The 26820-nt window shown below is 59.9% G+C and carries 26 protein-coding genes; 19 read left to right on the top strand and 7 right to left on the bottom strand.

The genetic code is table 11. The features are described 5' to 3' along the window. Nucleotides 1-139: 139 nt before the first annotated feature. A complete protein-coding gene (locus V1289_RS11880) occupies nt 140-1351 on the top strand; it encodes an ABC transporter substrate-binding protein (RefSeq protein WP_334407414.1) in 1212 nt (403 codons plus the stop codon). Nucleotides 1352-1454: 103 nt separating this feature from the next. Here the strand turns inward: V1289_RS11880 and V1289_RS11875 are convergent, their stop codons facing one another. Further along, nucleotides 1455-1739: a hypothetical protein gene (locus V1289_RS11875; RefSeq protein WP_334397134.1), complete on the bottom strand. Its 285-nt coding sequence runs from the start codon at nt 1737-1739 to the stop codon at nt 1455-1457. A gap of 409 nt (nt 1740-2148) precedes the next feature. On the opposite strand from V1289_RS11875, the gene V1289_RS11870 reads away from it, so the two are divergent. The 5 genes from V1289_RS11870 to V1289_RS11850 all read left to right on the top strand — a co-directional run bounded on the left by V1289_RS11870 (nt 2149) and on the right by V1289_RS11850 (nt 8633). Continuing rightward, a complete protein-coding gene (locus V1289_RS11870) occupies nt 2149-2445 on the top strand; it encodes an HU family DNA-binding protein (RefSeq protein ID WP_309179384.1) in 297 nt (98 codons plus the stop codon). A 707-nt stretch (nt 2446-3152) separates the two neighbouring features. Continuing rightward, the gene (locus V1289_RS11865) at nt 3153-3812 is read left to right on the top strand and encodes a TetR family transcriptional regulator (protein ID WP_442896177.1); all 660 of its coding nucleotides are present in this window, start codon (nt 3153-3155) and stop codon (nt 3810-3812) included. A 38-nt stretch (nt 3813-3850) separates the two neighbouring features. Further along, on the top strand, nt 3851-4615 hold the full coding sequence (paaG, locus tag V1289_RS11860) for a 2-(1,2-epoxy-1,2-dihydrophenyl)acetyl-CoA isomerase PaaG (protein WP_334397132.1): 765 nt from the start codon (nt 3851-3853) through the stop codon (nt 4613-4615). Nucleotides 4616-4750: 135 nt separating this feature from the next. Continuing rightward, the gene (gene paaZ, locus V1289_RS11855; protein ID WP_334397131.1) at nt 4751-6775 is read left to right on the top strand and encodes a phenylacetic acid degradation bifunctional protein PaaZ; all 2025 of its coding nucleotides are present in this window, start codon (nt 4751-4753) and stop codon (nt 6773-6775) included. 13 nt (nt 6776-6788) lie between these two features. After that, entirely contained in the window at nt 6789-8633 is a 1845-nt protein-coding gene (locus V1289_RS11850) for a methyl-accepting chemotaxis protein (protein ID WP_334397130.1), read from the top strand. Nucleotides 8634-10766: 2133 nt separating this feature from the next. On the opposite strand, the gene V1289_RS11845 is transcribed toward V1289_RS11850, so the two are convergent. Beyond that, the gene (locus V1289_RS11845; protein WP_334397129.1) at nt 10767-11573 is read right to left on the bottom strand and encodes a hypothetical protein; all 807 of its coding nucleotides are present in this window, start codon (nt 11571-11573) and stop codon (nt 10767-10769) included. A 301-nt stretch (nt 11574-11874) separates the two neighbouring features. On the opposite strand from V1289_RS11845, the gene V1289_RS11840 reads away from it, so the two are divergent. From V1289_RS11840 to V1289_RS11830, 3 genes are all read left to right on the top strand, one after another. After that, on the top strand, nt 11875-12165 hold the full coding sequence (locus tag V1289_RS11840; protein WP_334407412.1) for an ABC transporter substrate binding protein: 291 nt from the start codon (nt 11875-11877) through the stop codon (nt 12163-12165). A gap of 885 nt (nt 12166-13050) precedes the next feature. Further along, nucleotides 13051-13509: an OsmC family protein gene (locus V1289_RS11835; RefSeq protein WP_334397128.1), complete on the top strand. Its 459-nt coding sequence runs from the start codon at nt 13051-13053 to the stop codon at nt 13507-13509. 309 nt (nt 13510-13818) lie between these two features. Then, the gene (locus V1289_RS11830) at nt 13819-14706 is read left to right on the top strand and encodes an ABC transporter substrate-binding protein (RefSeq protein WP_334397127.1); all 888 of its coding nucleotides are present in this window, start codon (nt 13819-13821) and stop codon (nt 14704-14706) included. A 548-nt stretch (nt 14707-15254) separates the two neighbouring features. Here V1289_RS11830 and V1289_RS11825 read toward each other — a convergent pair. After that, nucleotides 15255-15524, bottom strand: a complete 270-nt coding sequence (locus V1289_RS11825) for a hypothetical protein (protein WP_334397126.1) — start codon at nt 15522-15524, stop codon at nt 15255-15257. Between the two features lie 85 nt (nt 15525-15609). Here V1289_RS11825 and V1289_RS11820 point away from each other — a divergent pair, with 85 nt between their 5' ends. Beyond that, nucleotides 15610-15879 (top strand): hypothetical protein, encoded by a 270-nt coding sequence (locus tag V1289_RS11820; RefSeq protein ID WP_334397125.1) that lies wholly within the window; start codon nt 15610-15612, stop codon nt 15877-15879. A 356-nt stretch (nt 15880-16235) separates the two neighbouring features. On the opposite strand, the gene V1289_RS11815 is transcribed toward V1289_RS11820, so the two are convergent. Beyond that, nucleotides 16236-16391, bottom strand: coding sequence for a hypothetical protein (locus tag V1289_RS11815; protein ID WP_334397124.1), 156 nt, complete (start codon nt 16389-16391; stop codon nt 16236-16238). An 862-nt stretch (nt 16392-17253) separates the two neighbouring features. On the opposite strand from V1289_RS11815, the gene V1289_RS11810 reads away from it, so the two are divergent. Further along, nucleotides 17254-19644 (top strand): metallophosphoesterase, encoded by a 2391-nt coding sequence (locus V1289_RS11810; protein ID WP_334397123.1) that lies wholly within the window; start codon nt 17254-17256, stop codon nt 19642-19644. A gap of 211 nt (nt 19645-19855) precedes the next feature. Here V1289_RS11810 and V1289_RS11805 read toward each other — a convergent pair whose 3' ends face one another. Beyond that, on the bottom strand, nt 19856-20134 hold the full coding sequence (locus tag V1289_RS11805) for a 3-hydroxybutyrate oligomer hydrolase family protein (protein ID WP_334397122.1): 279 nt from the start codon (nt 20132-20134) through the stop codon (nt 19856-19858). A gap of 526 nt (nt 20135-20660) precedes the next feature. Continuing rightward, a complete protein-coding gene (locus V1289_RS11800) occupies nt 20661-20879 on the bottom strand; it encodes a hypothetical protein (protein ID WP_057855775.1) in 219 nt (72 codons plus the stop codon). A 266-nt stretch (nt 20880-21145) separates the two neighbouring features. Here V1289_RS11800 and V1289_RS11795 point away from each other — a divergent pair, with 266 nt between their 5' ends. The 7 genes from V1289_RS11795 (at nt 21146) to V1289_RS11765 (ending at nt 23636) form a co-directional block, all read left to right on the top strand. Next, a complete protein-coding gene (locus tag V1289_RS11795; protein WP_334397121.1) occupies nt 21146-21328 on the top strand; it encodes a hypothetical protein in 183 nt (60 codons plus the stop codon). A gap of 32 nt (nt 21329-21360) precedes the next feature. Further along, complete coding sequence (locus V1289_RS11790; protein WP_334397120.1) at nt 21361-22047, top strand: hypothetical protein; 687 nt, start codon at nt 21361-21363, stop codon at nt 22045-22047. Nucleotides 22048-22317: 270 nt separating this feature from the next. Then, entirely contained in the window at nt 22318-22503 is a 186-nt protein-coding gene (locus V1289_RS11785; RefSeq protein WP_334397119.1) for a hypothetical protein, read from the top strand. 125 nt (nt 22504-22628) lie between these two features. After that, nucleotides 22629-22850, top strand: coding sequence for a hypothetical protein (locus tag V1289_RS11780; RefSeq protein WP_334397118.1), 222 nt, complete (start codon nt 22629-22631; stop codon nt 22848-22850). Nucleotides 22851-22878: 28 nt separating this feature from the next. Beyond that, a complete protein-coding gene (locus tag V1289_RS11775; RefSeq protein ID WP_334397117.1) occupies nt 22879-23031 on the top strand; it encodes a type II secretion system protein in 153 nt (50 codons plus the stop codon). 101 nt (nt 23032-23132) lie between these two features. Further along, the gene (locus tag V1289_RS11770) at nt 23133-23264 is read left to right on the top strand and encodes a hypothetical protein (RefSeq protein WP_334397115.1); all 132 of its coding nucleotides are present in this window, start codon (nt 23133-23135) and stop codon (nt 23262-23264) included. 33 nt (nt 23265-23297) lie between these two features. Then, the gene (locus V1289_RS11765; RefSeq protein WP_334397113.1) at nt 23298-23636 is read left to right on the top strand and encodes a hypothetical protein; all 339 of its coding nucleotides are present in this window, start codon (nt 23298-23300) and stop codon (nt 23634-23636) included. Between the two features lie 134 nt (nt 23637-23770). Here V1289_RS11765 and V1289_RS11760 read toward each other — a convergent pair whose 3' ends face one another. Beyond that, on the bottom strand, nt 23771-25012 hold the full coding sequence (locus tag V1289_RS11760) for a complex I NDUFA9 subunit family protein (RefSeq protein WP_334397112.1): 1242 nt from the start codon (nt 25010-25012) through the stop codon (nt 23771-23773). A 389-nt stretch (nt 25013-25401) separates the two neighbouring features. On the opposite strand from V1289_RS11760, the gene V1289_RS11755 reads away from it, so the two are divergent. Continuing rightward, nucleotides 25402-26571: a saccharopine dehydrogenase family protein gene (locus V1289_RS11755; RefSeq protein WP_334397111.1), complete on the top strand. Its 1170-nt coding sequence runs from the start codon at nt 25402-25404 to the stop codon at nt 26569-26571. Nucleotides 26572-26820 lie beyond the last annotated feature (249 nt).

The raw sequence follows: 26820 nt of genomic DNA, 5'->3' as shown, positions 1-26820 counted from the left end.
CCGACTGTAAGTTATTTCCTGATTTGGAAGCCGCGCGCCAGGTCCGGCGAAACCAGATAACCATTGACCTATATCAATAAGTAGAAGGCTTTGTGGCAAACCATAGCAACCTCGAAGGCGGATTATTCGAGGCATGAAGATGAAGTTGGCGGGCCGTCTGCTCCTTGTTCTCGCAATAGCGCTGGTGTCGGCTAGTGCGATGTCTCCGCAATCCTCAACCGAAACGGAGATCCGTATCGGCAATCTCATGCCTTATACCGGACCGTTGGCTGAGTTTGCAGCTATCGGAAAGGCCGAGTCCGCGTATTTTGACATGATCAACGATCGCGGTGGCATCAACGGCCGCAAGGTCCGTTTCATTTCCCTCGATGACAAATCCGATCCAACCGTTGCGCTCGACCTGACCCGTGGATTGGTCGAGAGAGACAACGTCCTGCTGATGTTCGGGTCGTTTGGATCGGCCGCGAATCTGGCGGTGCGAGGCTTTTTGAATGAAAGGAAGGTTCCCCAACTGTTCGTTGACTCGGGCGCCGAGCAGTTGATCGCGCCGGATGCGTTTCCCTGGACCATGGGCTGGCAACCGTCGTTCCGTGCCGAGGGTCGCATCTACGCTAACTACATCGAGGCCTCCTATCCGCAGCGCAAGATCGTAGTGCTTTGGCAGAATGACCAGTTCGGGCGGGACATCTTCAAGGGAATTGAGGAAGGACTTGGCGATTTGGCCCACCTGATCATTGTCGACGTCGCCTTCGATATCGCGGACCAGTTTATCGATGGACATGTCTCGATCCTGAAGCGCTCGGGTGCCGAGATTTTGGTTTTTGCGGGCGTACCGTCCACCGCCTCTCATGTCATTCGATTGGCGGCGGATATGCATTGGCACCCAGTCGTCCTTCTGAACGATGCGGCCGCCTCGATAGGTAACGCCTTGAACCCGGCGGGTATTGAAAACTCCGCGGGCGTGATCTCGGCATCCTTCCTGAAAGATCCAAGTGACCCGGCATGGAAGGATGATGCGGGGATCAAGAACTGGCTGTCCTTCATGGAGAAGTATTATCCGAACGGAGACAAGGGCAGCAACGCCGCGCTTTACGGCTACGCAGCCGCTGAAACGCTCGCGCAGGTATTGAAACAATGCGGCGACGATCTCTCGCGCGAAAACGTGATGAGACAAGCAACCTCACTGAGGGAAGATGAGCCCTCCGCGTTGCTGCCGGGCGTCAAGATCAACACGGATCCTGAGAATTTTCGTCCGATAAGACAGCTGCGATTGGTTCAGTTCGACGGCCGGACTTGGCAGCCAATCGGCGACGTGATTGAAACCGCGTTTTCTGACGCGCGGAAAAGATAGCTGTCGTCAGCGCGACATAGACGAAGTCCCGCGCAACGAATGGCGTTCATGCCCGATGTCATAGGCTTCGGTAGATAGATCGTGATCCCTGCTTCCTCTAGCACTATTCTGCGGGCGAATCGGGAGCTTCACCGATCTTATGGATGGCGACGTTGACCGTCATGCCCAAGTAGTCTTTCGCTTCACCCAACCGCGAACCTGCCAGGGGAATTGCCTGACCTGGCTGTCGGGCGACCGCCACCGGGATCAAATCAAAGCAGGCACTGATTTGGTTGGTTGGGTCGTAATCCAGCCTGCCGGCACTTGGGAGAAATACCTGTAGCCACGCGTGGGTTGCTCCAGACCCGCTCATGCCGACCGCGCTGCTATCCAGCGCCCCATCGTACATCCGGATCCTCGGCGTGAGGACGCAGATAGCTGGCAAGATCGGTCCACTCGTCGGGTGTGCAAAAGAACTTTGTTAGCAAGCACCGTCAGTGAGTCCCTGACTCCATTTCTGCGAAAACCTGCTCATCGGTGTTGATCGGCGTATCTCAATGATTTCAATGGTCTGGCCCAGGGTCGAAAGCCGCGTTCGGCGAACGACCGCCTGTGGCACACAGTAGCCACGTAAGGAACACACGCCGAGGTGCTCCTTGCGCTTTGAGCCTCGATAGGTTTTAAGCCCGGTGACTCATGACCACAGGCATGAACGAGAAGCGAACTGCGTGGGTTTGCCGCGCTTTAAACAGAGTGACGCACCCCCCCGTAGCTCATGCGCTTTAAAGCTGTTCTGAGCCTCCACAAAGGAATCCATCATGGCCAAGATGACCAAGAATCAGTTGATTGATGCAATTGCAGAGGGAACGCAGGTTTCCAAAGGAGACGTAAAGGCCGTCATCGAGCAGATGGCGACTGTAGGCTATAGGGAACTGAATGAATCCGGCGAGTTCGTCATTCCCGGCTTCGTCAAAATGTCGGTCGTGAACAAGCCTGCTACTGAAGCCCGCAGCGGTGTAAATCCTTTCACGAAAGAGCCTATGGAGTTTGCGGCCAAGCCAGCCAGCAAGTCGGTCAAGGCGTCACCCCTGAAGGTTGCCAAAGATGCTGTTTGAAGCGGACGGGTTGGTTGAGGCGTGTTCGTTCGCCTGTGGGTAATTCCATCCTACCCTGGACAGGCACTTCCACCCGCACACTATGCGCCCCGAGACGGAATCTCTGGAGGGCCTAGCTAGGGGGACAGTCTCGCAAAAGCCATGCGGTGTAATGCCCGCGTGGCCTTTCGTCTTTTTTTGTCTGACCGTAAAAACAGGGACCTTGGGTGAACGGCCCCGTCTGGCGCAAAGCGGCCGCAGGGACGGGGCGCCAGCCGGGTGACCGGCTTCAACGCTTCTTGGGCGCTGGCCGCCAGGCACAACGCGTGGTCGTCGGCGTGTCCGGACCATCTCCAAGATGATCAGTGAAGATGCTCCATCTCAATCCGACAGGGACCGGTTCACGGGGTGCGCGGACGGGATCCCGGCGTCTGGTCCAACCCCCTTGGCGAGGTTGCTGGCAATCCATACGACCTTCCAAGGACAAAGGGGAGCGTACCAGCCGAGCCTCCGGAAGACCTTATCCTCGCCGCATCTTCTTGCAATCGCCGAGGATTATGGACTTGAGGCCATGAAAAACCATGTAATATTGACCGAGCGGTCAATCAATGCTGGTTCAGGCAACGCGGGTCTGCGGACTCGCCCGTTGTGTGATTTGGAAATTTACCTTTATTGATTTAGATCGTAAATCGGTCGAACGCCGATTTGGCAGACAACGGAAGATGATAATGGCTCGATCCCGCGCCAAGGACTACGACGACAAACGTCTGTTTATCCTGCACCGCTCGGCTCAGCTCTTCGCGGAATCGGGATACGTCGGGACGCCGATGAACACGATTGCGGACGCCTGCCGCGTCTCGAAGGCGCTTCTCTATCACTACTATCCGGACAAGGAGGCGATCCTTTTCGATATCCTGTCCTCACATCTCGAAAAGCTGGTCGCGGCCGTCCAGAAGGCCGATGAAGAGACCACGAATCCCCAAGCTCGATTCAAGACGATCGTCGCGACCCTTCTCGAGCTGTACCGTCATGCCGATGCCGAGCATCAGGTGCAGATCGGAAGCCTCAAGCTCCTGCCGAAGGACAAGCAGGAGCCGTTGCTGGCGAAGGAGAGGGTTCTGGTCGACATGCTCGCCGATGCGCTGGCCGCAGCGCGGCCGAGCGTGAGCCACAAGCGCATCTTGAAGCCGCTCACCATGTCCGTCTTCGGGATGTTGAACTGGCACTATCTTTGGTTCCGCGAAGGCGGCTCGATGACGCGGGCCGAATATGCGGACCTCGTCACGCGCCTTGTCCTCGCCGGTGCCGCCGACGCGGCGGCGGCGGTATCCCGAGCGAACGGCAAGTCCAAGCCGGCGAGCAAAAGCCGTCAGAAAGAACTGCTCTAAGGCGTCACCGCAGGCCATCGCTGACGCCTTAACGCGCATTGCGTCGGGCATGGTTTTTTTACCGTCGCACCCGGCCCGACCGGCTCAACTCCTTCACCGCCGACATGCACGGCGCTCTCCTCGCCGCGTTGTCCGAAGCTGAGCACGACAAGGCCTGCCGCGCGCTGATCTTGACCGGCGCGGGACGCGGATTTTGCGCGGGACAGGATCTTTCAGACGGCGTCTTTACGCCGGGCGAGACGCCCGATCTCTCGGTCCCGATCGCCAAGTACTACAACCCGCTCGTGCGCAAGCTGCGCCAACTACCGATGCCTGTCGTCTGCGCGGTCAACGGAGTGGCCGCCGGCGCCGGCGCGAACGTGGCGTTCGCCTGCGATATCGTCATCGCCGCTCGCTCGGCCAAATTCAATCAGGCCTTCGCCAAGATCGGTCTCGTCCCCGACTCGGGCGGCACCTGGTTTCTGCCGCGCCTCGTCGGCGGAGCACGAGCGCGAGCGCTGATTCTGCTCGCAGAGACCGTTCCGGCCGAAAAAGCCGAAGCCTGGGGAATGATCTGGAAGACAGTGGAGGACTCGGCGCTGATGGCGGAGGCCCATCGGCTCGCCGCCTACCTCGCCCGCCAACCCACCGACGGTCTCACGCTGATCAAGCAGGCCCTCGATGCCTCCGAGACCAGCAGTCTCGATCAGCAACTCGACCTCGAACGGGATCTTCAGGGTCGGGCAGGCCGCACCCCCGACTTCGCGGAAGGGGTGAGCGCGTTTCTGGAAAAGCGGACCGCAAGCTTCGTGGGGCGGGTGTAGGCGGCAAGCTTTCAATAAGACCAATCCGCGACCGGGGCGGGCAAGACGCATCATCGATCATCGACCAAGGGGTAGACTTCAATGACACAGCCTCGAACGAACTGCGCACTGCCGGGCCAATCGGCGGAGGACGTCATGAGGCTTGCAAGCTTCATCCGCGGAAACTGGTCGGTCGGCCGGGATTCGACGGAGGTGCTCAGCGCCGTCACGGGCGACGTAATCGCACTCGCAACCGGCGGCAGTTTCGACATGCGGGAAATCCTCGCTTTCGGGCGCACGGTCGGCGGCCACAATCTGCGACGGCTGACCTTCCATCAACGCGCCGCCATGCTGAAGAAGCTTGCGGAGCATCTGACCGAGCACAAGGAACCACTTTACAAGCTTTCGTTCCAGACCGGCGCCACGCGGACTGACGCCATGATCGACGTCGACGGCGGAATCAACACATTGTTCGCATATGCCGGCAAAGGCCGCCGCGAACTTCCCAATTCGAAGTTTCTGCTCGACGGAGACATCGAGGGGCTCTCCAAGGGCGGTACGTTCGTCGGCCAGCACGTCGTGATGCCGCTGCGCGGCGTGGCCGTCCACATCAACGCGTTCAACTTTCCCTGCTGGGGCATGCTCGAGAAGCTGGCCCCTGCCCTGCTCGCAGGCGTTCCTGTCGTCACCAAGCCCGCGACAGTCACGTCCTACGTCGCCCATGAACTCGTGCGGACGATCATCGAATCCGGCATCCTGCCCGAGGGAGCGCTGCAGTTCGTGGTGGGTTCGACCGGAGATCTGTTCGACCACCTGACCTGCCAGGATGTGGTTTCCTTCACCGGATCGGCCGATACCTCGCAGAAGCTGCAAAGACACCCGGTGATCTCGCGCGAAGCCGTCCGGTTTGTCGCGGAGAGAGATTCGCTCAACGCTGCCATTCTCGCGCCGGATGCGACACCTGGAAGCCCTGAGTTCGACCTGTTCATCAAGGAGGTGACGAAGGAGATGACGGTGAAGGCGGGGCAGAAATGCACAGCCATCCGCCGCGCCCTCGTGCCTGCGGCACACGTCGATGCGGTCGTATCGGCGCTCCGCGAGCGTCTATCGAAGGTGACGGTCGGCAATCCCGAACTCGATTCCGTCAGGATGGGACCGCTGGTGGGACTCGCTCAGAGAAGCGACGTGCTGACCAATCTGACGCAGCTCCGCACCGAAGCGGAGATCGTCGCTGGCGACATCGACAACTTCCGGCCCATCCAGGCCGACGCGTCGCGGGGCGCGTTCGTTCCGCCGATCCTGTTGTATTGTCCCGATCCACGGGGCGCGACCCGCGTCCACGAGATAGAGGCATTCGGTCCCATCTGCACCGTCATGGGCTACGACGGCCTGGACGACGCCGTCGCGCTCGCGAATCGCGGCGGCGGCAGTCTGGTCGCCTCCGTCTACACGCACGACGCCGCGACCGCTGCCGAGCTCACGTTCGGCATCGGGAGCTTCCATGGACGCATGATCTTCATCGATCGCGACTGCGCCAGGGAGCAGACGGGTCACGGGTCCCCGATGCCGCAAATGGTGCACGGAGGACCCGGAAGAGCCGGCGGCGGCGAGGAACTGGGCGGCGTACGCAGCCTCCATCACTACATGCAGCGTACCGCGCTGCAGGGCTCGCCCGCGATGCTCGCCGGCGTTACGCAACGGTGGTCGAAGGGCGCTCCCGTCCTCGACGGTGAGTTCCATCCTTTCCGCTATCACTTCGAGGATCTCGACATCGGCCGAACGTTCATCTCGAAAGAACGTACGATCACGCTGGACGACATCGAACACTTCGCCCACTTCACCGGCGATACCTTCTACGCCCACATGGACGAGGAAGCGACCAGGGGACATCCCTTCTTTCCGGGCCGCGTCGCGCACGGATATCTCCTGCTGTCGTTCGCGGCCGGTCTGTTCGTCGATCCCGAATACGGCCCGGTGCTGGCCAACTACGGTTTGGACTCCCTGCGCTTTCTGAAACCGGTACAGCCCGGTGAGGCCATAAAGGTCAGGTTGACCGCCAAGGAAAAGGCTCCGCGCAACAAGCAGTACGGCGAGGTTCGCTGGGACGTCGAGATCACGACAGGAACGGGCGAAACCGTCGCGACCTACGAGCTTCTGACGATGAATGCGATGCGGACATAGGATCCGAAAAGGGATGGCGCTCCATTTCCGTTCAATTCTCGGTACGCTGTCGAGCCAGCGCAACTCGAGCATAGGAAACCAGCCGACGGCATCGGACCCGATCCGAGGACGCGCGCCGGAAACGGCGCCGGTCGTCGATCACCCCGGGACGCCGGCCGATGCCGTGAGCAACGCCGGGAGCGACTGGGCGAAGGAGATCCTCGATCTCATCGAACTCGAAGTGGGGTCGATGATCCGCCGTCTCGAGCGCGCTGCCATTTCGGTCGCCGGCGGCGCCGAGGCCACCGCGTCGACGCTAACCACCATCCGACGGCGCACGGACGCCCTGATTGGGCGCACGAGCTCCGCGCAGGTGACCGCGACAAGTTTCTCACAAGCGGCGGAAAAGTTCACGCTGTCGGCTCATGATATCGCCGCCCAGGTGCGCGACGCGCGCAGACTTGCCGATCTCGCGAGCACAGCCGCCGAGGAGGCGCGACTCAACGTCGACAGGCTCAGGGCCTCGTCCGCCGCCATCGGAGACGTCGTCAACCTCATCGCGCAGATCGCCAAACAGACCACGCTGCTCGCACTCAACTCCACCATCGAGGCGGCGCGCGCCGGGCCGGCCGGCGCCGGCTTCGCGGTCGTCGCCACCGAGGTCAAGGGCCTGGCGGTCAAGACCAAGGACGCCACCGAAGAGATCAAACGGAAGATCGACGCACTGCAAAGGGACGCTGCCGGCTCGGCAGACGCCGTGCATCGCATCTCGCAGGCGATCGAGGCGATCCGGCCGGTCTTCGAGAACGTTAACGGAGCCGTCGACGAGCAGAACCGGACTACCGGCGAGATTTCGAACAACGCCACCTCCGCCTCCCAGTTCATCGTCGCGGTCGCCGACAACGCCGCCGAGATCGACAGCGCGACCAGGGAAGCGGCGGCCCATGGAGACGACGTCGCCAGCGCCGGCAAGGCCGTCACCAACTTCGCGCAGAAGCTGAAGTCCCGTTGTGCGGTCCTGCTCCGCCAGGGCGAGCGCGAGGATCGGCGGAAGATCGAACGGTTGCCCTGCAATCTCAAGATCGAATTGAGGACCTCGAACGGCGCGATCATCACCGCACCCGTCTACCAGATATCCATGGAAGGCATCCTGATAGGGGGGCCGGACGTCGGCCGATTGCCGGAGCGCGAAATCGTGGATGCGACGCTGGAAGCCGCGGGCTCCTACCGGATCCGGCTCGTCGAACATTCGAAGGCAGGGGCGCGAGCACTGTTCGAGCGCCCCGACGCACATCTCAGCGAGAAGATCGAAGACATCGTCTGGTCGATCCACGAGGAGAATACCGAATTCGTGACCCGCACGATGCAGGCCGGCGCCACGCTTGCGATGATCTTCGAAACCGGCGTCACGAGCGGAGCAATTTCCACCGACGACATGTTCGACACCAACTATGTCGAGATCGGAGGCACCAATCCGTTGCAATATCGCAGCCGGATCCTGTCCTGGGCCGAGAGAGCGCTTCCAGATTTCCAGGAGAAGTTCCTGGCTGAAAACCCCACCCTGGCCTTTTGCGCGTGCCTCGACCGGAACGGCTACCTGCCGGCCCACAACAAGATGTACTCGCACCCGCAGCGCCCGGGCGACGTCGCCGGGAATACGGCCAATAGCCGCAACCGCCGTATCTTCAACGATCCCGAAGGGCTGGCCGCCAGCCAAAATCTGCGCTCCTACCTGATACAGAGCTATGCGCGCGACATGGGCGGTGGCAAAAACATCATGCTAAAGGAGATCAGCGTGCCGATCCGCGTCAACGGTCGGCACTGGGGCTGCTTCCGGACCGTCTGGACGCCGCATCGCAGGGGCGCAGCCGCATCGTGATGCCCCTCCGGATCTGGAAGAAAACCGTCTAAGGCGGGAGTGAAAGTGACAACTCTGGACCGGGCGGTGTTGCTCATTTAGCACGCGTCATCGAAAAATCGTCTGATCGCAGAAGGTGTGCCCGGTAGTCGACAGACGACCGGTGAAATCGCGAACTAGCCTCATGCCCGCAGTATTTGAACGCCTTGCGGGTCGGGGGCGGGTAGTGAGTTTTCAGATTACAGTTCTCAAGGTGTTGGCCGGATATCCAGAAGGACGCGCTTCGCTGGAAGAGCTGAGGCGCGCGGTGGCCATTCTAATTTCCAGTGGCCCAGACTGGACTGACCGGACAAAACGTTGGGCGGCGTGTGTGCCTGGCCTCGATATCTTTACCCAAGCATTGGTCTTGCGTGACACGTCCGGCTGGCAGATCACCGAAGCTGGCCGAGCTTTGCTCGCCTCGATCGAGGCGTCGCTACAGAAGATAATACCAGAAGAGCCGAGCGGCGCCGTTGTTTTACTTGTCCGACCTCCCGCTGCACCACCTCCACTCCGGCGCGCGGGCACGAAGCGTCGCCGGGTGCGTCACCGCCGGACGGCTGGCGCCAGCGCCTAGTCAGTGACATTGGCCGAGCGGCCTCATTCTGGACCAATTTGATCACGAGGCTTGGAGCCTCTCTGCATAGGGGGCTCCCACGTGATTAGAGCCGTCGCGCTTGGAGTGGCTTGCCTGGCTGGACTAGGTGTTATTGCTGCAGCTGCGAAGAAATCCGCGCCGCCGCCCGCGCCAGAAGTTGTCATGCCTGTAGTGGCCGGTAACAAGGCTGATCGCCTGCCGCTTGTAATCAATCAGGACACGCCGACGGCCGCTGAGAGGGTGGATGTTGTGTATGTTCGGCCCAGCGAACCACCAGCACCAAGGCAAGCCGCTATTCCACCGCATCGGGACATTACTCCTCGTCATTGGCACGATCCGCATGATCTCAAGGCCAAGGCCGCAAACAATAGAGCCAGCACCACAAAGGAACCAAAGAAGGACGCCGCTGATAAGCCTCCAAAGCAGGTTAGTGAAGTTAAGCGGTGTCGTTCTGACGGGCTGGATCCACTCCTAAGAAAGCTGAACTTATCACCCCCGTGTGATTCCTGACGTCACTTCAGCGATCCGGCTCCATTGCGATTAATGATCGCCCTCTGCCCAATTCATTCCGGCCCAAGCCTTGCGGCTGATTCGCCGTTAATGGTTGGTTTAGTTCCAAGCATGATCATTGGGGACCACAAGGAGTCCGATCATGCAATTGCACCAGGCGAATACCTTGGAAAGGATCGAGTCGGCTGGAGATGAAGGCAGTAGCGAAGTCATAACGCAGCCTGCGACGGGGGAGCCATGGGATTTCTCAAGTCCCAATGGAGATGAAATCCTGGCGTTGTTGAAGCCAGACGGTGATCGAAAGCGCACTATTTGGCTGGTCGCAAGCGCACTGGTTGCGGGCTTTGCATTGGGATGGGCTGGCGGCTTTAGTTGGTACGGTCCTGCAAATATCTCGGCCCTCAATCCAATCACTCAGACAGAAACGCCTTCGCATCGAGTTGCCGAAACAAGGTTGGGCGGGAAGATCGAAGGCGCCCGAAAGACGACGTCCACGTTAGGTTTGCGAACACCATCAGGCGCAACTCAGATCTCCGCAGTTGGAGCGAGCGTTTCCGCCAAGCCTCTAGCCGCGGCGTCGGATGGGGCTCAATTATCTGTGGAACAAGCAGATATGACGCCGACCGGCTCGATAGCGCCCAAGGGACCTATGACGCCGGCGCCAGAGACAGGACCGACGACCATTGAGGGTTGGACAGTTCTTGACGTTCGAGGCGGAACCGCGGTCCTCGGAGGGCCCGATGGGGTTCGGATGGCAAAGCGCGGCGACACAGTGCCCGGCATTGGGCGTATCGACTCTATCGTGCGTTGGGGCAACCGCTGGATAGTTGCAACAGCTAGCGGATTAATCGCGACGCCGTAAGCCCTGCAAACGCAAAGCGGCTCAAGATCGATCGCCCCAACGAACTATAACGCTCAATTACCGTAAGTCAGGATTGCCCGGCAGTCATCGTCGGTCCGTGTCGCTTGAGCACCGGCATCAGCGCTTGGGTCGGTACGTCACGGCACTAGCGCACTGACCATGGCCATGCCGATGACGGTTGCGGCTTTTTAGCTTGCGGCCGCGCCGGGGTTGGCGCCGGCTTGTGCGTCTGGGCGACATTGGTCGACGGCCGCGGACGCGGCACTGGTATTTCGGGCATCACCTTTGGCTCTTCGGGGCTCACCTTTGGCTCTTCAGGCGTTACCTTTCGCTCTGAAGCGTTGGCGATGACGCGGGCCAGTTGTTCCTGGCTTGCGTTGAGCCGCTCGGTAACCGCCTCGCTTTCGCGCGCCATCTGTATTTGGGTCGCCTTGATCTGGTCAATGATATTGTTGTTGCGTGCCATTTCTGCGTTGCTCGCCTTGAGTTGGCTCGCGACATTTTCATTGTCGCGGACCAATTGTTCTTGCCTCATCTCGAGCTGTTCGACCGCTTGCCTCAAGGTAGCGAGATCGCGCGCTATCGGTTGGAGCTGTTGCGCGAAGTCGGACGACAGGGCGACCGCGTTCGGCGCGACATTAGTCGGCGCGGCGTCCTTCGGCGCGGCCTGTGTCAGAGGTGCTGGGTCTGAGGGGGCCATCGTCTCCGTATGAACGGAGGACGACCACCACCAGGCAGCGACACCAATGGATGCTGCCAACAGAGAACCGACGAAAGCCAGGTAGCGCCAATCCGCCAATCCATGAATCGTTGCCCGCGGAGCGCGAAACGTCTTCATGCTGGTCGGCGGGTCCGAAGGATTGACTCCCGCTTCGCGCGCCAAGTTCGAAAGCTGCTCCTCGAAGCTCGCGAACTGCCCTTCCGCGAGTTTGTCGTCCAGCGTGGAATCCATGTGGGTGCTCCGTATCAAACGCAATGTCTCCCGCCTGAGAGCGATCCGCGCATCTGCGCTACGGCGAGCTAACATTCAACGGAACGCAGATGGTTTTTTGCAGCCTGCGTAGCTTCCTAGGGATGAGCATGCAGCCTGCACGTCACATCGCCTCTTTTATAAGCTCACCCCTGAACTGTCCCTGCGTTTTTAACGCAGCCGACGAGGCGGAACTATGTTCACGGCCGGAGAACTACGGAAGGAACCCTTACTCTTCCATCTGGTCCCAGCGCATCCAAGTTGAGCCCCGTCTCGCTGCGGCATCTCGGTCGAGCTGGCCGCGCTCGCGATCCAGCACCGGGTGCCAGCGGTCTACCAGAACCGAAGCTTCGCCGAGGCGGGCGGCTTGGTCAGCTACGGTGGGAGCACCGCCGAAGCGTGGCACCTCGCCGGGGTCTATGCGGGCCGGATACTTCGCGGCGAGCGCCCGGCCGACCTGCCTGTGCAGCAAGCGACCAAAGTGGAGTTGATCCTCAATGGTAAGACCGCCAAAGCACTCGGCCTCAGCTTGCCATCATCGGTGCTTGCCCGCGCCGACGAGGTGATCGAATAAGTCGCTCTTTGCTGCGGCGCATGAGTCCGGTTTTGGCACGAAACGGACCAGCCCGGCCGGGATGATGATGTCCGTTGTTTGGGGTAGACCGGAGTGCGCCGGGAGACCGGCAAGGAGTAGATGGTGCAAGTCCATCACGATGAAGGAGTAGCGAACCGCATCGACCCCGAGTCATGCGCAGGTGCCCGCGAGGGTATTGGCGAAGCGTTGACAGGGGAGCGCATAGGCCAGCCATTGAGCCGCGAAAGTACCCTCATCCTGGGTGCCGACGTCGTTCCGGTGACGGAAGGCAACACGGATGGGCGCGATAACGCGAGCGCCCAGACGACCCGGCGTGGTCTTAGACACTGGCATGTGCGGACGCTCTTTGCTCGGGAACCGGGAGATCTCATGGTCGGCCAGCGCCACATGCGTGCTGCACTGGTCCGTGTCGGGAAGGCGAGGAGCCGTAGCCGATGATGTACGATCATGAGAAGTCTGACCCCGCCATAGTAGCTGGGAAGCCGACGAACAAAGCCGGGCAACCGGCTGCGGAGTTGGTGGAGCCAAGGGCGGGGGCCGAGGGGAATGTGAGTCAGCAAAGCACGGGCCGGGCACAGTACCGGGGAACCGTGTCACAGGCGCTGAAGCGCATACGGAATTTCGTGAGAATATCACGACGCGCCGTTAGACACCCAAGGTGGGAGCCGTATGCCCGAATTGGGCCCGTACGGATCTGTGCGGGGGCGCGAGGTAACTCGCGTCCCTACCGCGAAAGTCGCGCGGCGGGGCCGTCAGGGCAGCTTTTGACCCACTTCAGACCGAAACCGCCGCGCGATATAAAAGGGGGATGGTCGAACGAGTAAGCGAGAGCACTCTTGGACCACTAGAACCATGGAGGTCTGCGTGGAGAAAAAGAGACCTTACAAGCCCTTTCGCTACAAAGCTAAGACCACTTGGAGTTCTGCGCGGCGGGGTTTGCTCTCGGCAGAGGACAAACCGAATATCATCGTTGGCAGCCCGCCGGAATTCAAAGGCGAGCCCGACATCTGGGCGCCTGAAGAACTACTCGTCGGCTCGGTTAACACATGCATGATGCTGACGTTTCTCTCTCTTGCTCAAGCGCGAGGCTTGACCCCGGCTAAATATGAAAGCGAAGCCGAAGGCCTGCTTGAGCACGTCGAAGGCAAGTACCGTATCACCGAAGTGACGGTTCGACCTCATATAACCCTCAGGGGCGAAGCGGAGCTTGAGCGTGCGCGTGAGATCATGGAAAGCGCCGAAGCACAGTGCTTCATTTCAAATTCTGTCAGGTCACAGGTTAAGCTCATGCCGGAGTTTGTCGTTCCCGCGTCGCCAAAGTGAGAACAAATGGCTCCGACCGCATGGTCCGCTCTTGGCACTTTTCGGACATGCCGATGAAGTCGCTGCATGTCCGCTATTGGGGGATCAGCGGGCCTTACTCAGACGCGGCCTGAGGTCTGAAAATGACCCATTTCAGACGTCCGACGCTTGGACCTATGCCGAAAATTGCTTACGGTTGGCTTGAGAGTGTTGGGAGCAGGATTGGCAATGAAGCGACGAGAGTTCATTACGCTTGTTGGCGGCGCTGCGGCATGGCCGTTGGTGGCACGCGCGCAGCGGTCTACGGGCATGCCGAGTGTTGGCGTGTTGATGACGGTCGCAGAAGGCGACCCCGAGAGCCATGCACGCATCATGGCGTTTAGTCAGGGATTGGCGGGCCTCGGCTGGAAGCAGGGCGAAAATGTCCGCGTCGAATACCGGTGGTCGGCCAGCAACAGCGAACTCATTCGGCAATATGCTAAGGAGTTGGTATCGCTCGCGCCCGATGTAATTCTCGCCAATGGCACGCCAGCAGTCGCGGAACTGAAAAAAATCACCAGTTCGATTCCGATCGTTTGCGCGCTGGTACAGGATCCGGTAGGCCTCGGCCTCGTGAAAAGCCTGTCGCATCCGGGGGGCAACATTACCGGCTTCACTTTCGTCAATCCGGAATTGATCGGAAAGTGGATCGGACTTCTCAGGGACGTAAAGCCGCACATCACCCGAGCGGCGCTGATGTTCAATCCAAAGACCACTCCTTTTTTCTACGATTTTCTCCGTGAAATCGAAGTCACGCGCCAACCGGCAGGCATCGAACTCGTCGCAATGCCGGTCGGCACGCCCGATGAAATAGAATCGACTATCAACGTTCTGAGCAAACAGCCGGGCAGCAGTCTGATCATCCCGCCCGACCCCTTCAACGTCGATCACATCAAGCGGATCGCTCAGTTCGCCGCACAAACCCGGTTGCCTGCTGTCTCGGTCTATCGGCCGTTCGCCGTCGAAGGCGGGCTCATGACGTATGGGCCGGACGCGCCGGAAATCTTCCGTCGATCCGCCGCCTATGTGGACCGCATTCTTAAAGGCGCGAACCCTGCCGAGCTTCCGGTACAACAGCCGACAAAGTTCCAACTCATCGTTAATCTCAAGACCGCGCAGTCGTTCGGGTTGACCGTGCCGCCGACGTTGCTCGCGACCGCCGACGAGGTGATCGAATAGTTCTGCCGTATTGCTGCGGTGCATGAGTCTCCTGTTGGCACGTTTGAGACATGCTGACCGGCACCCAGGATGTCCGTTTCTGGGGGAAGACCGGATGTGAGCGGCGCACGGTCAGAACGGCGCTTTTGACCCTGAGCTGCCGACTGGCCGGGCCGACGTTTACGTCTGCCGCTGGGGGAAGACCGGACTGGGTTCGCGAGATCCGTTACTATCGGGTTTGCCTCATCGCGTTGGGTGCATAGAATTGGCCGGCGCGCTTTGCTTGTGCGAGTGACTAAGCGTAACGCTGGATAAATTGCACCTTGATCAACAAAGTCAGAGCCAACGAGGAGTATAAACTCCTTCAATTTGGCTTCCGGGAAAGCGCACGCAAATGGTGCGCGCGTAAGGTTGCAGCGGCCATTGCCGACGGCGGATAGCAGTGTCGCCCCTGGTTTCGATTTTCCACGTTAGAGGTGGCCGAATTCTTGCCGGCTGAATTCTGCGCCTCTACGAACAGGAAGCAGCGTCACGCGAGTTGGAAGAAATCGGTTTCGGCAACAGCGCGATCAATGTTTGGGTGCGGGATGCCGATGGCGAACGTTTTCACTGCTTGCCAGGAGCTGATCGTACAATCGATCGATCTCGCGCGCCTGATGGGGCGTGACATCCTCCTGATGCAAGGCTCTAAGCTCATGCTCGGTTGGCTGGTAATCGCGACCATTGCGAATCGGCCATGGTCCCTTGTGAAGTGACGAGGCGCCCTCTGCAGATCCGATGTTTGCCAGCAATAACGACGCCAGAGCCAATGCGGCCCCAAAGACAATCTTGCTTGACATGGCTCCCTCTCAATCAGCTATCGAGCTCAGACGTAAACCCGGCTAACCCGGACCGGTACACCATCGTCGGGATAGTCCAAATGCTATGAATGCCGATCTTGCGGGAATCAGAATTCCCGACAGCAAACTCGCTCGCGAAATAATGGAGCTGGTGCGGGACACGGAAATCACCGCTGCTGTTCAAGATCAATATTCATTGCACGACTCCTGGCGATTGATCATGAGAGAAGATCGCCAATGCGAAAGCGACTTTTACCGAGGTGTTGGACATGAGGAAGTTCCACTATGTTCACGAGAACGCCGAATGCGTGAAGCTGAGGTAGGTTCGCAGTCCGCCGGCGCCATTAACTTTTGATTTAGAAAGCACTTCGGTGCGGCGTTCGGTCATGGAAGCCCACGGTGGCCGGCTGTGGGCCACGGCAAACCTACCCCACGGTGCCACGTTTCAGTTCACCCTGTCGGTGAACGCAGACACTGCGTCGTGAGGTTGCGCCCGTAAGTCGTCCAAAGAACAGGCGGTCCGGCCACGAGTTCAGCTCTGGGTCAAAAGCCACATTTGAGGAAGGTCCGGTTTTGCAAAGCGGACATCCTGACTACAGACGCTGGCGCCATCGAATGGTCCACTCAGTACTGATTGGCGCCGCTGTTTGATCCCATCGTGCGGGTTTTGTTTCGCGGGCTGGCACATCCGGGACGACGGTGACGGTACCGTCAGAAAAATCCGGCACCGATATCAAGACCGAAAGATGCCACGCAAAGAGAGGCGGCCAAACCAATACGGCAAAACAGTGCGACGGTCTTGGGGGGTTGAACGCTGGTCTGCGTTTCGGGAATGACGCGCATGTAAACGTTTGAAATGACGTTCATAGCAATCTCCAAAATGTCCGCCCTGGAAATGCATCGGGCGCGGAGTTTGTAGGCTCAAAAAATTTTAGAAAGCCCCTTCTTTCAATTTGAATGAAATGCATCAATCGGCGAGACACCAGCGACGTTCATGGAGCCAGCGGCGCGGCGTGGCAGTGGAGCGCCGGTTCAGCGCCCAAGTCTCACAGCATCTTGCGGCAACGCGCTCGTTGCGATTGGATAAGCCCTTAAACGGGGGAATTTCATAAATGACAGGTCCACGCCCAGCCGGGCGCCCTTGGACACCCGCGGAAGAGGCTCAATTACGTGAGCTTATTATATCCCGGGTCAAGGTCGGTCTGCTTGCCAAGAAACTGACACGCTCTCCGGGTGCCGTTTATGCCAGGATAAACTCGCTCAAAAAGCCGCCCCGCGACTTAGCGTTCGGTAGGCAGCCCCGCTCGCTCCCTTCCGAGCGTTTGGCACAGGCGAAAGCTCTGAACAGCGAGCCAGAGCGCTGACGGTTAAGGGTGAGCGAGCAGCCCCGGGGTGTCAAGCGAACCCGGGGCAAATCGGTGCGCCGCCAAAGCGATTGAAAAATGCCGGTCCCACTTCTGAGATTGGCACGAACCGGACCATCAGCGATGTCCGCAGTTCGGTCACTATCGGGGGTAAACCGGACATGGCGAGGAAAGCCCAATTCGATCAAGGGATCGACCGCGCGGCGAAACCTCAACCGCGCGTTGACTAGAGACTGCAATTTTGGGGCGGCGGCTCCCGCAATCGTCCCCGTAGAAACGAGCCTGCACGCCCACCTTGACCGGCCGGCCTTTCCAATAAAGGCTTCGTCAAAACGCGCGCGTCGATTGAACAGGGATAGATGCCGATGCCATCGATTGCTGGAGCCATTGGGAAACGCATCGCTGGCGCTCTATTGATCGCGTTGGGAGGCTTGGTCCTAACCACGCCGCTCGTAGCCGGTCGATGGTCACTTGCGAGCCTCGGGCTTCCTCTGATCGCGATGGCGATTGCAGAGGCATATATCGCTTTCACATCGCCGCGAGGCGCCGAGGCGAGTGCCTATCTGCCTAGTGCGCTTGCATTTCTCGCCGGAAACGTCCTGCTGCTCAGCTCAGCCCTCGTTGGCCACGGATTGCTTGTCTTGCTGATAGCAATTCTGACGGTCGATGGATTTGGAAAAATCATTGTCGCGTGGCGCAGTTCGCATTCGGACCGCCTCCCATTAGTGTTGAACGGACTCTTCGATCTCACATGTGCGTCGGTGATCTGGTATCTCAGTCGTTTCATCGGCATCGTTCAGGCCATTGGCATCATCGTCGGCGCCTACGTTGTTGCCGCAGGCTGGCGGTTGCTGATGGTGCCGGTTGAACCGGTCGCACCAGATACGGCCGCCAACGTCTCAAACGTTCACCCGGACGCAGGGTTGGGCGTTCCCGGGAACGAGACTTTTGCCCGTTTGCGTTCCGAGACCGACAGCGGATTTCAGTTCGTGCGCGCCGCCGATCTATTGTGGATATCAACGCTCGGGATCGTGTTCCTGGCGATCCATGCCGGCCGGATGCCACTAACCGATGACACGCTCGGCCGCATTTCCCCATTTGTTGCCACGGTCGGAGACGTTCTAATGACGCTCGTCTTCGCCACGGTGCTCATGCTTCCAGCGCGCCTGGCTTGGCGTCGCGTGACCAGACCGGTCGAACGTCTGGCATGGTCCCTGCGCTTAGATGCGGAGCAAGGGGCTGTACGGATGAATCCGGTGGCGGACTGGCTGATGCGTCGATGGCTGGAAGCCCGATTTGGTTTTAGCCTGCGCCTGCGGGAGGCGCGCCTCTCGCTGCCGTTCGCGCTGATCCTGCTGCTGCGGCTCGGCCTGCCGGTGACTGCCTTCTTCGTGGCGTTTAATCCGATCTGGGGTTTCAGCTGGTACTTCAACACTGAAAGCTGGGCGACTGGCATTTATCAGAAGCTGACAGAGTTGCGGGTCGATCCATGGCGCGCCAACATGATCGAGGCCGTGACGCGCGCCTACGGCGGCGGCGATGAGCTCTTTCGGATCGATCCGCAGGGCACTGCGGGAAAGGGCGACTTCAGCTTCCTCGTAATCGGCGATCCGGGCGAAGGCGACGCTTCCCAATATTCGCTGGCCTCGCGCTATCTGAAGCTCGGACAGAGCGATGACGTAAAATTTCTCGTGATCTCTTCGGACGTCATCTATCCGGCCGGAGCTATCGAAGACTATGAGGCTAAGTTCTATCTCCCCTTCCAAGGGTTCGCAAAGCCGGTTTATGCGATCCCCGGCAATCATGACTGGTTCGATGCGCTCGAAAGCTTCAACGCGAACTTTCTCGAACCCAAGGCGGCGCGTAGCGCAATGGAAGCCCGGGTCGAAGCCGATCTGGGATTGACCGGCACGAATGCGCGCCGGATCGACAATCTTATGGCACACGCAGCGCGTCTGCGCCGGCTATACGGTGTAAATATTGGGATCCAGCGAGGGCCCTTTTTCGAATTGCAGACCGATGATTTTGCCCTGCTTGCGATTGACACTGGCATCTTACGCACCGTGGACGAACGACAACTGGCGTGGATCGAGCGAGCCCTCGATCGAACTCGCGGTAAATTCACCATGGCCATCGTCGGCCATCCACGTTTCGCAGGCGGCCACGACATTCCGCCGATTGCCGAAGGCCAGGATGTCTCCGAATCTTCGGAAAAGTTCGCTGCGCTCTATCGGCTCCTGGCGGCCCACAACGTCAAGGTCGCCATGGCCGGCGATACGCACGACTTTGAATATTACCGGGAAAACATCGTCGGCGACGGCCCCGCTCGGGTGATGCACCACTTCGTCAATGGCGGCGGCGGAGCCTACCTCAGCATCGGCACGGCCCTCGACTTTCCGAAGGAGCCTGCTGCAGCGGACTGGGCGTTCTACCCGAGGACTGACCACCTTCGCGCCAAGATGGATGCCGAGATGCCGCTATGGAAGCAGCCGTTCTGGTACTGGATAAAGTGGTTTAGTGCTTGGCCGTTCAGCGTTGAGGCTTTTTCCGGCATCTTCGATTTCAACCGCGCACCCTTCTTCCAGACCTTCATGGAAGTGCGGGTCGAGAGATCGAAGAAGCGCGTAGTCCTCATCCTCAACGGCGTCCACGGTCCGCTGCAGTGGAATGACCTGCAGGCCAGTGGCGCAGTCATCTCACTCGGTGTGAAACCCGATGATCCAGTTGAATTCACTGTCTCGATGGATCGTCAGTGATCGACCCAATGTCGCTTATTGGCACGAAACGGACCAACCGGGCCGGTCTGACGATGTCCGTTGTTTGGTGGAGACCGGAAGTCGTCGGGGTCAGAACGACGAGATTTACCGATTGCACGTCAGCCTCAGGTGCGTGTAGGCCCGCGTCGCCGTGACCGGGCGAGTCGGCACGCAAGCGGCGCGGCTCGCCCTGGACGCCAGCGGGATCCCGTCAATCCGGAATCTTCACCTGTCCGGGCGTGAAGGTGATCTGTGCACCCGGTGGTGGCGCGGCGGCGATCGGCGGCACGTTGCCGGCCGTGATCGGCGGCGCACCCACGCCGCGCGGCGTTGTGTGGACGACTTGACTGGGCGGCAGCGGGCGTCCGTTCCGCAGATGGGCGTACATGAGATCCATAGCCTGGATGAAATAGCGATGCAGAGGGATGAACACGGTGTTGTAGCCGGGGAATTGATTACAACGCGAAAACTGCCCGGTCGCCGCGTCCACCCCATAATGCATTCCCACCCCGCAGGCGCCCAACCTAAGCCTGAGCCATTCACTACCTGCGATGGTAGACACGGACAAAACTACAACCACAAGAGGATATACGCGAAATGCTGGAGTCGCGTGCGTCGAGTCCCCACATTCTTACCTGATCGCCCAGGCGAAATGGATCGCCGTCACTTCGTCGAAGCGCGTCCCGCTCAAAACCGACGGAACCTGACGCGGAGCAGGTTCGGGCTCAACGCTAGACGAGATGGAAATCCGCAGCCGTCAGGCTGGGGTGCTGGGTGTTGGGTGATGGTGATGGCGTGGTTGGCATCAAGCGTGAGGACGCTGTCGGCCCCGACCCCCGAGGGGAGCGTCAGGACGTGGTCTCGTCGATGTCTCAGTCTGGCACGAACCGGACCAACCGGGCCGACCTAATGATGTCCGTTGCTCGGGGTAACCCGGAAGTGGCGGTTCGGGGCCGTTAGGACCGTTTTTGACCCAACTGAGACATTGGCGCGGGCTTCTGTCCCGCGTTTTGCGTTTAGGACCACGGCGGCTCTTCGCTCGCCCCGGCTGCCTCGTGGTGGATCGTGACACCCGCCGAACGCAACCCGGTCAGCAATACAGTTCTTACAGAGGCAGGATCGAATCCAATATCCTTGGCGTTTGGTGGATGTGCTTCGCTGCCCTTCAATCGGAGCGCCAAGTGCAATTGCTCGCAAAGGTGCTGAACGACGAGATTGACCTGATCGTCAGTCATGATCTGCTTTTCCTGCTACCATTTTGCTACCCAACTAGGTAGCACACATGAAAATAGGGCGGTACGTGATTGGACCGCCCCAAGGATCAACGTCTGGGATGGAACCGTCTGGCATGTGTCATATCTGTCTCACGCAGACGTATTTCCCCAGGGGGGCTGTTCTGCCGCACTCTGGACGTATTCGAAGGTCGATTATCACTCCTTGCTTTGGAGGGACTGTCAGTAGGTTGCTGCTTGTTCTTCTGACCTAAAGGAGACGTACCGTGATGAAAATTGTGACTGTTGCGGTTGCAACGCTCGGCATGGTGGCTGCCGCGAGCGCTGCCGACCTCCCGCACCGACAGCCCGTGCCCGTCTATCCGCAAGCTCCTATTGGCAAGATGCCGATTGGCAAGACCCCGATCGGGAAGACACCGATCGGGAAAACGCCCGTCGCGGCACGATACTGATAGGCCTCGCTGAATCAGTGAAACGACGAAGCGTGGCCAATAGAGCGAGGAGACTATGCCGGCTTGGGGGATTCGCGCTGGCTGTTTTGTTGCCGTGCAATTTCCAATCGGCTTCCGGACGCGAGATCGACACTCGCGTCGGATCGGAACGCTTCACGTCCCAGGAACTCCACAAGCGCACCGCTAACGCGAATGCGCTTGAGTCCCGTGAGGCCAGTGAATCCAAACCGGCAGCACAGTCGACGGCAAGGCTGGGATCAGCAAAGGGCCCGTACTACGTCGATTTCCGAGCCAGAACGGCGGCAAGCTGGGGCCACGCCTTCGTCTGGTATGGGAAGACGAGCGAGCGACAAGTTGAAGTCGCAGGCCTCACCCCTGCGGGAGACACCTTGGCTTATGTACTTGGGCACGTGACGTGGGTGCCGTCCGAGACCGGCGCAAGTTACGGCGATCTTGATCCGCAATACCTGACTGCGAGTTACCGAGTCTACTTGAGTGAGACAGACGCAAAAAGAGTTTTCGCCTATATCAAGAAGTTGCAGGCGACTTCGCCGGTGTGGAACGCTGAAACGTTCAATTGCACAGGATTTATCGGCGACATCGCAAGTTTTATGGGATTGAAAGTTCCTAATCGCTGGCAGCGCCCTGAGAATTACGTCAACAGCCTCAAGGCGATGAATGGTGGGCGCCAGATGGTCCACCTGTCGTCAGAACAATAGCTCGCGCTTGGCAAGATATAAGCCTGCCCTATCGGTTGCCATCGAGCGCATGAGTCCGCTGTTGGCACAAAGCAGACGTGCTGAAGGCCAGCCCAAATGTCCGCTTCTGAGCGTGATGCAGACATCCGCAAGCCCTTCGCGCTCATCGCGTCATCACGACCGACGACGACAACAGCGACATGTGACTAGGGTCACAGTAGCGGCGGAAGCGTTGGGCCAGTGTGCCCGCACAGCGACGGATGGTCCGCGCTGGCTTGAATGGAGAAGATGATGAGCAAGACTACTACTCATGTAATCACTGCGAAGAGCGAAGTTTTGGACGTGCGCGATGAATTGTCCCCTCAGGAACTCGAAGCGGTGTCTGGTGGCGACGTTTCCGTCGAGGTCTTCGGCCACAAAGTAACGAGTAGCGATGTTGCCAGTGCGGCCAAGTGGGTGTGGAACAAACTCTTCTAGTTGGAGCTAAGCGCGGCCAGCGCGAACTCTTACCCCCTGCGCCTGGTGTGCTCTTTTTCATTTTGCTTCTCTGGCGGGTACGCACCAGCGACGGTTGGTCCGCGCTGGCTTGAATGGAGAAGACCGTGAGCAAGACCAACGACACTTCGAACATGAACACGGAACGAGAACTGAGCAACGACGAACTGGATGCGGTGAGCAGCGGCGTCTTCGACTTCGGCAACCTTATCGCCCAGACCAATAACGCAACACAGGTGGGGGCACGCCTGCAGGACCGCCGGATGTGTGGGTGGGTTGTGCGTGGGTGCCGCAGTGGTGGTGACCAGCCAGTCCCGACAGAGGGATGATCCGCGCTGGCTTGCATGGAGAAAGATGATGAGCGACACTAACGACAACTCAAAGCTCGATCACCGAGAACTCACCGATACCGAATTGGATGGAGTGAACGGCGGCCTCGTTGTGATCCCGATCATCGGCATCTTGGTCGGTCTGTTACTCCCCGCAGTTAATTCTGCTCGAGAGGCTTAACCGACTAGATCGATGTGGCTTACTGAGAGCTTACGACAGCGCATTTCCGTTTTTGGCACAAAGCGGACATCGCGGTCATATCGGCGAATGTCCGCTCTGGGGTGCAACGCGGACATCGCGCCGGCAATGACGGCGTCGGCGGCGACAACGGCCGTCACCTGATGCCGGCCTGCAACGAGACCAACGTCACCCTGGCCCCGGCGCTCGATGGCACGTTCAGCCTGATCCGGTAGGCGGCAATCGGCACCGAGCTGGTGCAGAGCTTGGTGAACTGGATGCGGCGCTACCCTGAGCTGAATGCACTGACCTCGGACCAACTGGTCGGCTTCATCGAAGGCAAGCTCGTCGAGCACGGAATCAGAAAGGTGATTCCGCAGGACGATCTGCTCGGCTATGCCTACCGCCTCTTTGTCAGAAGCGCGCGGCTGAAGAAGATAGTCGAGAAAGCAATCGAAGATATTCAGGATCAGGACGACCTTGTCGCGCCGGTCGATCTTCGCGAAAGCGTCGCCGAGTATCTGCTGCAACACCCAGAATTGAGTTGGGACGCAGCGGTCGCCGCGATTGCTGATGAGGTTGATTTGGATGAAGGGGTCGGCGACTGAGCGAACCTATGCGGCGTGTGGGTGGGCGGCAAAAACGACGCGAGTGACCCCAACTCGGACATCGCACCGTCGCGTCAGATGTCGGTCGGCACCATTTCTTCCTCGCTGTCCGATCGCAATTTTGCTGAGTTTCCTCATTTGCTTTGCTTGAGCATCGCTTCGAGTTCTTCTTCGAGCGATCGCGGCGAAATGCCGAGCATACGAAACCCCGGCAAGTTGTCCGAGGCTGTGGTGTCGATCTGCATAAGCTCGACCTGATTGCGGGTGAGGGGCGGGTGCGGCAAGATTTCAGCGACGCCGGCAAGTGCCTCCCATAAGGCAAACGGCATTCGCATCAGCACCGGCCGCAAACCTGCGGTACGGGCAATGGTTCGCAACAACTCCTCGTATGAATAGACGCGTGGGCCGGCCAGTTCGTAGACAGGATACGGCTTTTTGCTCTGCCGCAGAACTTGTGTAATCGCCGCAGCAACATCATCCGCGTACGCCGGCTGGAGCCTCGTCCTGCCGTCGCCGAATATCGGATAAGCCGGCAGGACCCGAAGCAGCCTGAGAATTGTCGTGAGAAAGCCGTCGTCCGACGCAAACATCACTGCTGGGCGTATGATAACCGCGCCAGGGAATGCGGCCTGCACGGCCGCCTCGCCTTCGCCGCGACTGCGAATATAAGGCGAAGGCGAGGCCGCGTCGGCGCCGATTCCTGATAGGTGAACTAGCCGTTTGGCCCCGACCCGCCGCGCTACGCTCGCGATCCTAGCGGCCGTTTCGACGTGCGCCGAATGAAATGTATCGCTTCCGTGCTCGACGTACAGGCTAATGGCGTTGACCACGCCATCGGCGCCCGCAGCGGCGGCCTCTACGGAGCGCTCGTCGTGTGCGTCGGTGGCGATCTGTTTGACGTCGTCGCCCTCACCCCCCCTGGGATGCCGCGAGGCGACGCGCACCTTGGCGCCGGACTCGCACAAATAGCGCACGACGCGACGGCCAACAAAGCCAGTTCCCCCAAACACGGTTACGCAGCTCATTCGCTGATCGATCCAATGATCCTGGGCGACGCTCTTGATTGAGCCGTCAAGCGCAGTGCGGACTGCCTCAGCGGCCTCTGCCGGCGAACTCCCTTTGTTGACATGATGCCCGATAACATCGATCAAAATTTGCGCCGCGGGGCCGACAGTCTGCCACTCTTTCATTGCTTCATCGATCAGCGGCTCAGCTTCTGCGTACAGCTTGTGCGCCTGTTCGATGATCGGCTGTGCCCGATTGAGAAGATCGATCAGCGCCTTGCTCGCCGGCAACGATTTCTCAATTTGCCTAAGTTGTGCATCGCTGAGACCGGAAACGTGACCAATGAGGTCAATGAGCCAGTGCTTCAACATAGTCCACCTTGCTGTTGGCTTTACCGCTGGCCAATTACCCGTTCTAAACGGACAGACGACCTGCGCCCTTTGGGTATCCGTTTACACCAAATGGCCCGCGAAGGCTGCTGTTGGCACCCTTGATACATGCCCGCCTATCCTGAGAATGTCCGTTCACCGGGGTAGACCGGAGTGCGCCGGTGTCCGGTCAAACTGACGCGGATGACCCCAACCGGACGTTGCGCGCCCCAAGGCGGGAACTGTGGTATCCTCCGTCAAACGCGATGGGACGGTTCAATGAAGCGGCGGACCTCAAACGGCACTTGCTGCTCGTGCTGAGCGTCCTCCTGTCCTGCGATTGCACACGGACCTGAAGATAGCTCTCCCGGGTCTCGAGGAGGACCAACGTCGTGAAGCGAGACTTCGACCTTATCGTCTATGGCGCGACGGGTTACACTGGCCGTCTCATCGCCGAATATCTGGCGACGTCCTATCGCGGCGACGATGCTCCGTCCTGGGCGATCGCAGGACGCTCGACCGACAGGCTCCAGAGGGTGCGTGCCGACATCGGCGCACCGGGCGATTTGCCTTTGGTTAAGGCGGATGCCGCCGAGCCGGCCAGCCTGCGTTCGATGTGCGAGCGTGCGGCCGTGATCATCACGTCGGTCGGGCCTTATCAGCTCCACGGTCCCGGGCTTGTGGCGGCCTGCGCGGCCACGGGCACGGCCTATGTTGATCTGTGCGGCGAACCGGCTTGGATGCGGCGCATGATCGACGCCCATCACGAAGAGGCGAAACGGACCGGCGCGCGCATCGTCTTCTCCTGCGGCTTCGATTCCATCCCGTTCGATCTCGGTGTGCTCACGTTGCAGGAGAAGGCGCGCGAGAAATTCGGACGCCCGGCGCGGCGGGTCAAAGCTCGCCTGCGTAACGTGAAAGGTGGCATGTCTGGCGGCACCGCGGCGAGCGCTCAGGCAACGTTGGCCGCCGCCGCGCGCGACCCGGCCCTGATCCGGCTGCTGACCGATCCCTTCGCGTTGACGCCGGGGTTCACCGGGCCGTCTCAGCCGTCGGGCCTCATCCCCCATTACGACCCGAGCATGAACGTGTGGCTCGTGCCGTTCCCAATGGCGCCGATCAACACCAAGAACGTGCACCGCACGAATTTCCTGTTGGGTCATCCCTACGGCACGGACTTCGTTTACGACGAGATGATGGTCGCGCCGGGATTTGGGGAAATCGCTCGCGTGTCGACGGAGACGTTCGCCACGATGGTTTCCTTGTTCAGGACCGGCGGCCTCAAACCCGGCGCAGGCCCGACTCGGGAAGAGCGCGAGAAGGGCTTCTACGACATCCTCTTCCTGGGCGAGCTGCCGGATGGCCGACGGGTCGAAGCGGTAGTTACGGGCGACCGCGATCCGGGCTACGGCTCGACCAGCAAGATGATCGCCGAGAGCGCTCTCTGCCTCGTGCGCGACGTGCAGGGCGAGGGCGGCACCTGGACGCCGGGCGCGCTGATGGGGCCGGCGTTGCGCAAGCGTCTGAAGGAGCGCGCCGGCCTCACCTTCAGCGCGCGTTGAGGTAACGCTCGGAACTGCAGCGGCGTGCGGATTACGTGGATCGTAACCAACGAAAGCGCGGCCTGGCGAGCGTGAGCCTCAAATACGGGTTCAAGGGCCGCTTCTGGCCCTGATTGGAAGAACGCGGCGACCATTGGATACGTCGGCTTCCGCGCGCAGACCGGACGCGGCTGGCGCCGGCCCGGACTTCCCGCGTCTGACCCAGCCGACATCGTAGCGCGGCTGCCGTTCGACCGCTTCTCGGCGACT

The organism is Bradyrhizobium sp. AZCC 2289 (genome assembly GCF_036924615.1).
Classification (GTDB): Bacteria; Pseudomonadota; Alphaproteobacteria; order Rhizobiales; family Xanthobacteraceae; genus Bradyrhizobium.
Note: the sequence above shows the minus strand (reverse complement) of the source record. Positions and strands in the feature narration are given on the sequence as shown.

What these genes read in the sequence shown, in the direction of transcription:
- V1289_RS11880 (WP_334407414.1), top strand. Translation starts at nt 140, where the DNA reads ATGAAGTTGGCGGGCCGTCTGCTCCTTGTTCTCGCAATAGCGCTGGTG.
- V1289_RS11875 (WP_334397134.1), bottom strand. Translation starts at nt 1,739, where the DNA reads ATGTACGATGGGGCGCTGGATAGCAGCGCGGTCGGCATGAGCGGGTCT.
- V1289_RS11870 (WP_309179384.1), top strand. Translation starts at nt 2,149, where the DNA reads ATGGCCAAGATGACCAAGAATCAGTTGATTGATGCAATTGCAGAGGGA.
- V1289_RS11865 (WP_442896177.1), top strand. Translation starts at nt 3,153, where the DNA reads ATGGCTCGATCCCGCGCCAAGGACTACGACGACAAACGTCTGTTTATC.
- paaZ (WP_334397131.1), top strand. Translation starts at nt 4,751, where the DNA reads ATGAGGCTTGCAAGCTTCATCCGCGGAAACTGGTCGGTCGGCCGGGAT.
- V1289_RS11850 (WP_334397130.1), top strand. Translation starts at nt 6,789, where the DNA reads ATGGCGCTCCATTTCCGTTCAATTCTCGGTACGCTGTCGAGCCAGCGC.
- V1289_RS11845 (WP_334397129.1), bottom strand. Translation starts at nt 11,573, where the DNA reads ATGGATTCCACGCTGGACGACAAACTCGCGGAAGGGCAGTTCGCGAGC.
- V1289_RS11830 (WP_334397127.1), top strand. Translation starts at nt 13,819, where the DNA reads ATGACGGTCGCAGAAGGCGACCCCGAGAGCCATGCACGCATCATGGCG.
- V1289_RS11825 (WP_334397126.1), bottom strand. Translation starts at nt 15,524, where the DNA reads ATGTCAAGCAAGATTGTCTTTGGGGCCGCATTGGCTCTGGCGTCGTTA.
- V1289_RS11820 (WP_334397125.1), top strand. Translation starts at nt 15,610, where the DNA reads ATGAATGCCGATCTTGCGGGAATCAGAATTCCCGACAGCAAACTCGCT.
- V1289_RS11815 (WP_334397124.1), bottom strand. Translation starts at nt 16,391, where the DNA reads ATGAACGTCATTTCAAACGTTTACATGCGCGTCATTCCCGAAACGCAG.
- V1289_RS11810 (WP_334397123.1), top strand. Translation starts at nt 17,254, where the DNA reads ATGCCATCGATTGCTGGAGCCATTGGGAAACGCATCGCTGGCGCTCTA.
- V1289_RS11800 (WP_057855775.1), bottom strand. Translation starts at nt 20,879, where the DNA reads ATGACTGACGATCAGGTCAATCTCGTCGTTCAGCACCTTTGCGAGCAA.
- V1289_RS11795 (WP_334397121.1), top strand. Translation starts at nt 21,146, where the DNA reads ATGAAAATTGTGACTGTTGCGGTTGCAACGCTCGGCATGGTGGCTGCC.
- V1289_RS11785 (WP_334397119.1), top strand. Translation starts at nt 22,318, where the DNA reads ATGAGCAAGACTACTACTCATGTAATCACTGCGAAGAGCGAAGTTTTG.
- V1289_RS11775 (WP_334397117.1), top strand. Translation starts at nt 22,879, where the DNA reads ATGAGCGACACTAACGACAACTCAAAGCTCGATCACCGAGAACTCACC.
- V1289_RS11760 (WP_334397112.1), bottom strand. Translation starts at nt 25,012, where the DNA reads ATGTTGAAGCACTGGCTCATTGACCTCATTGGTCACGTTTCCGGTCTC.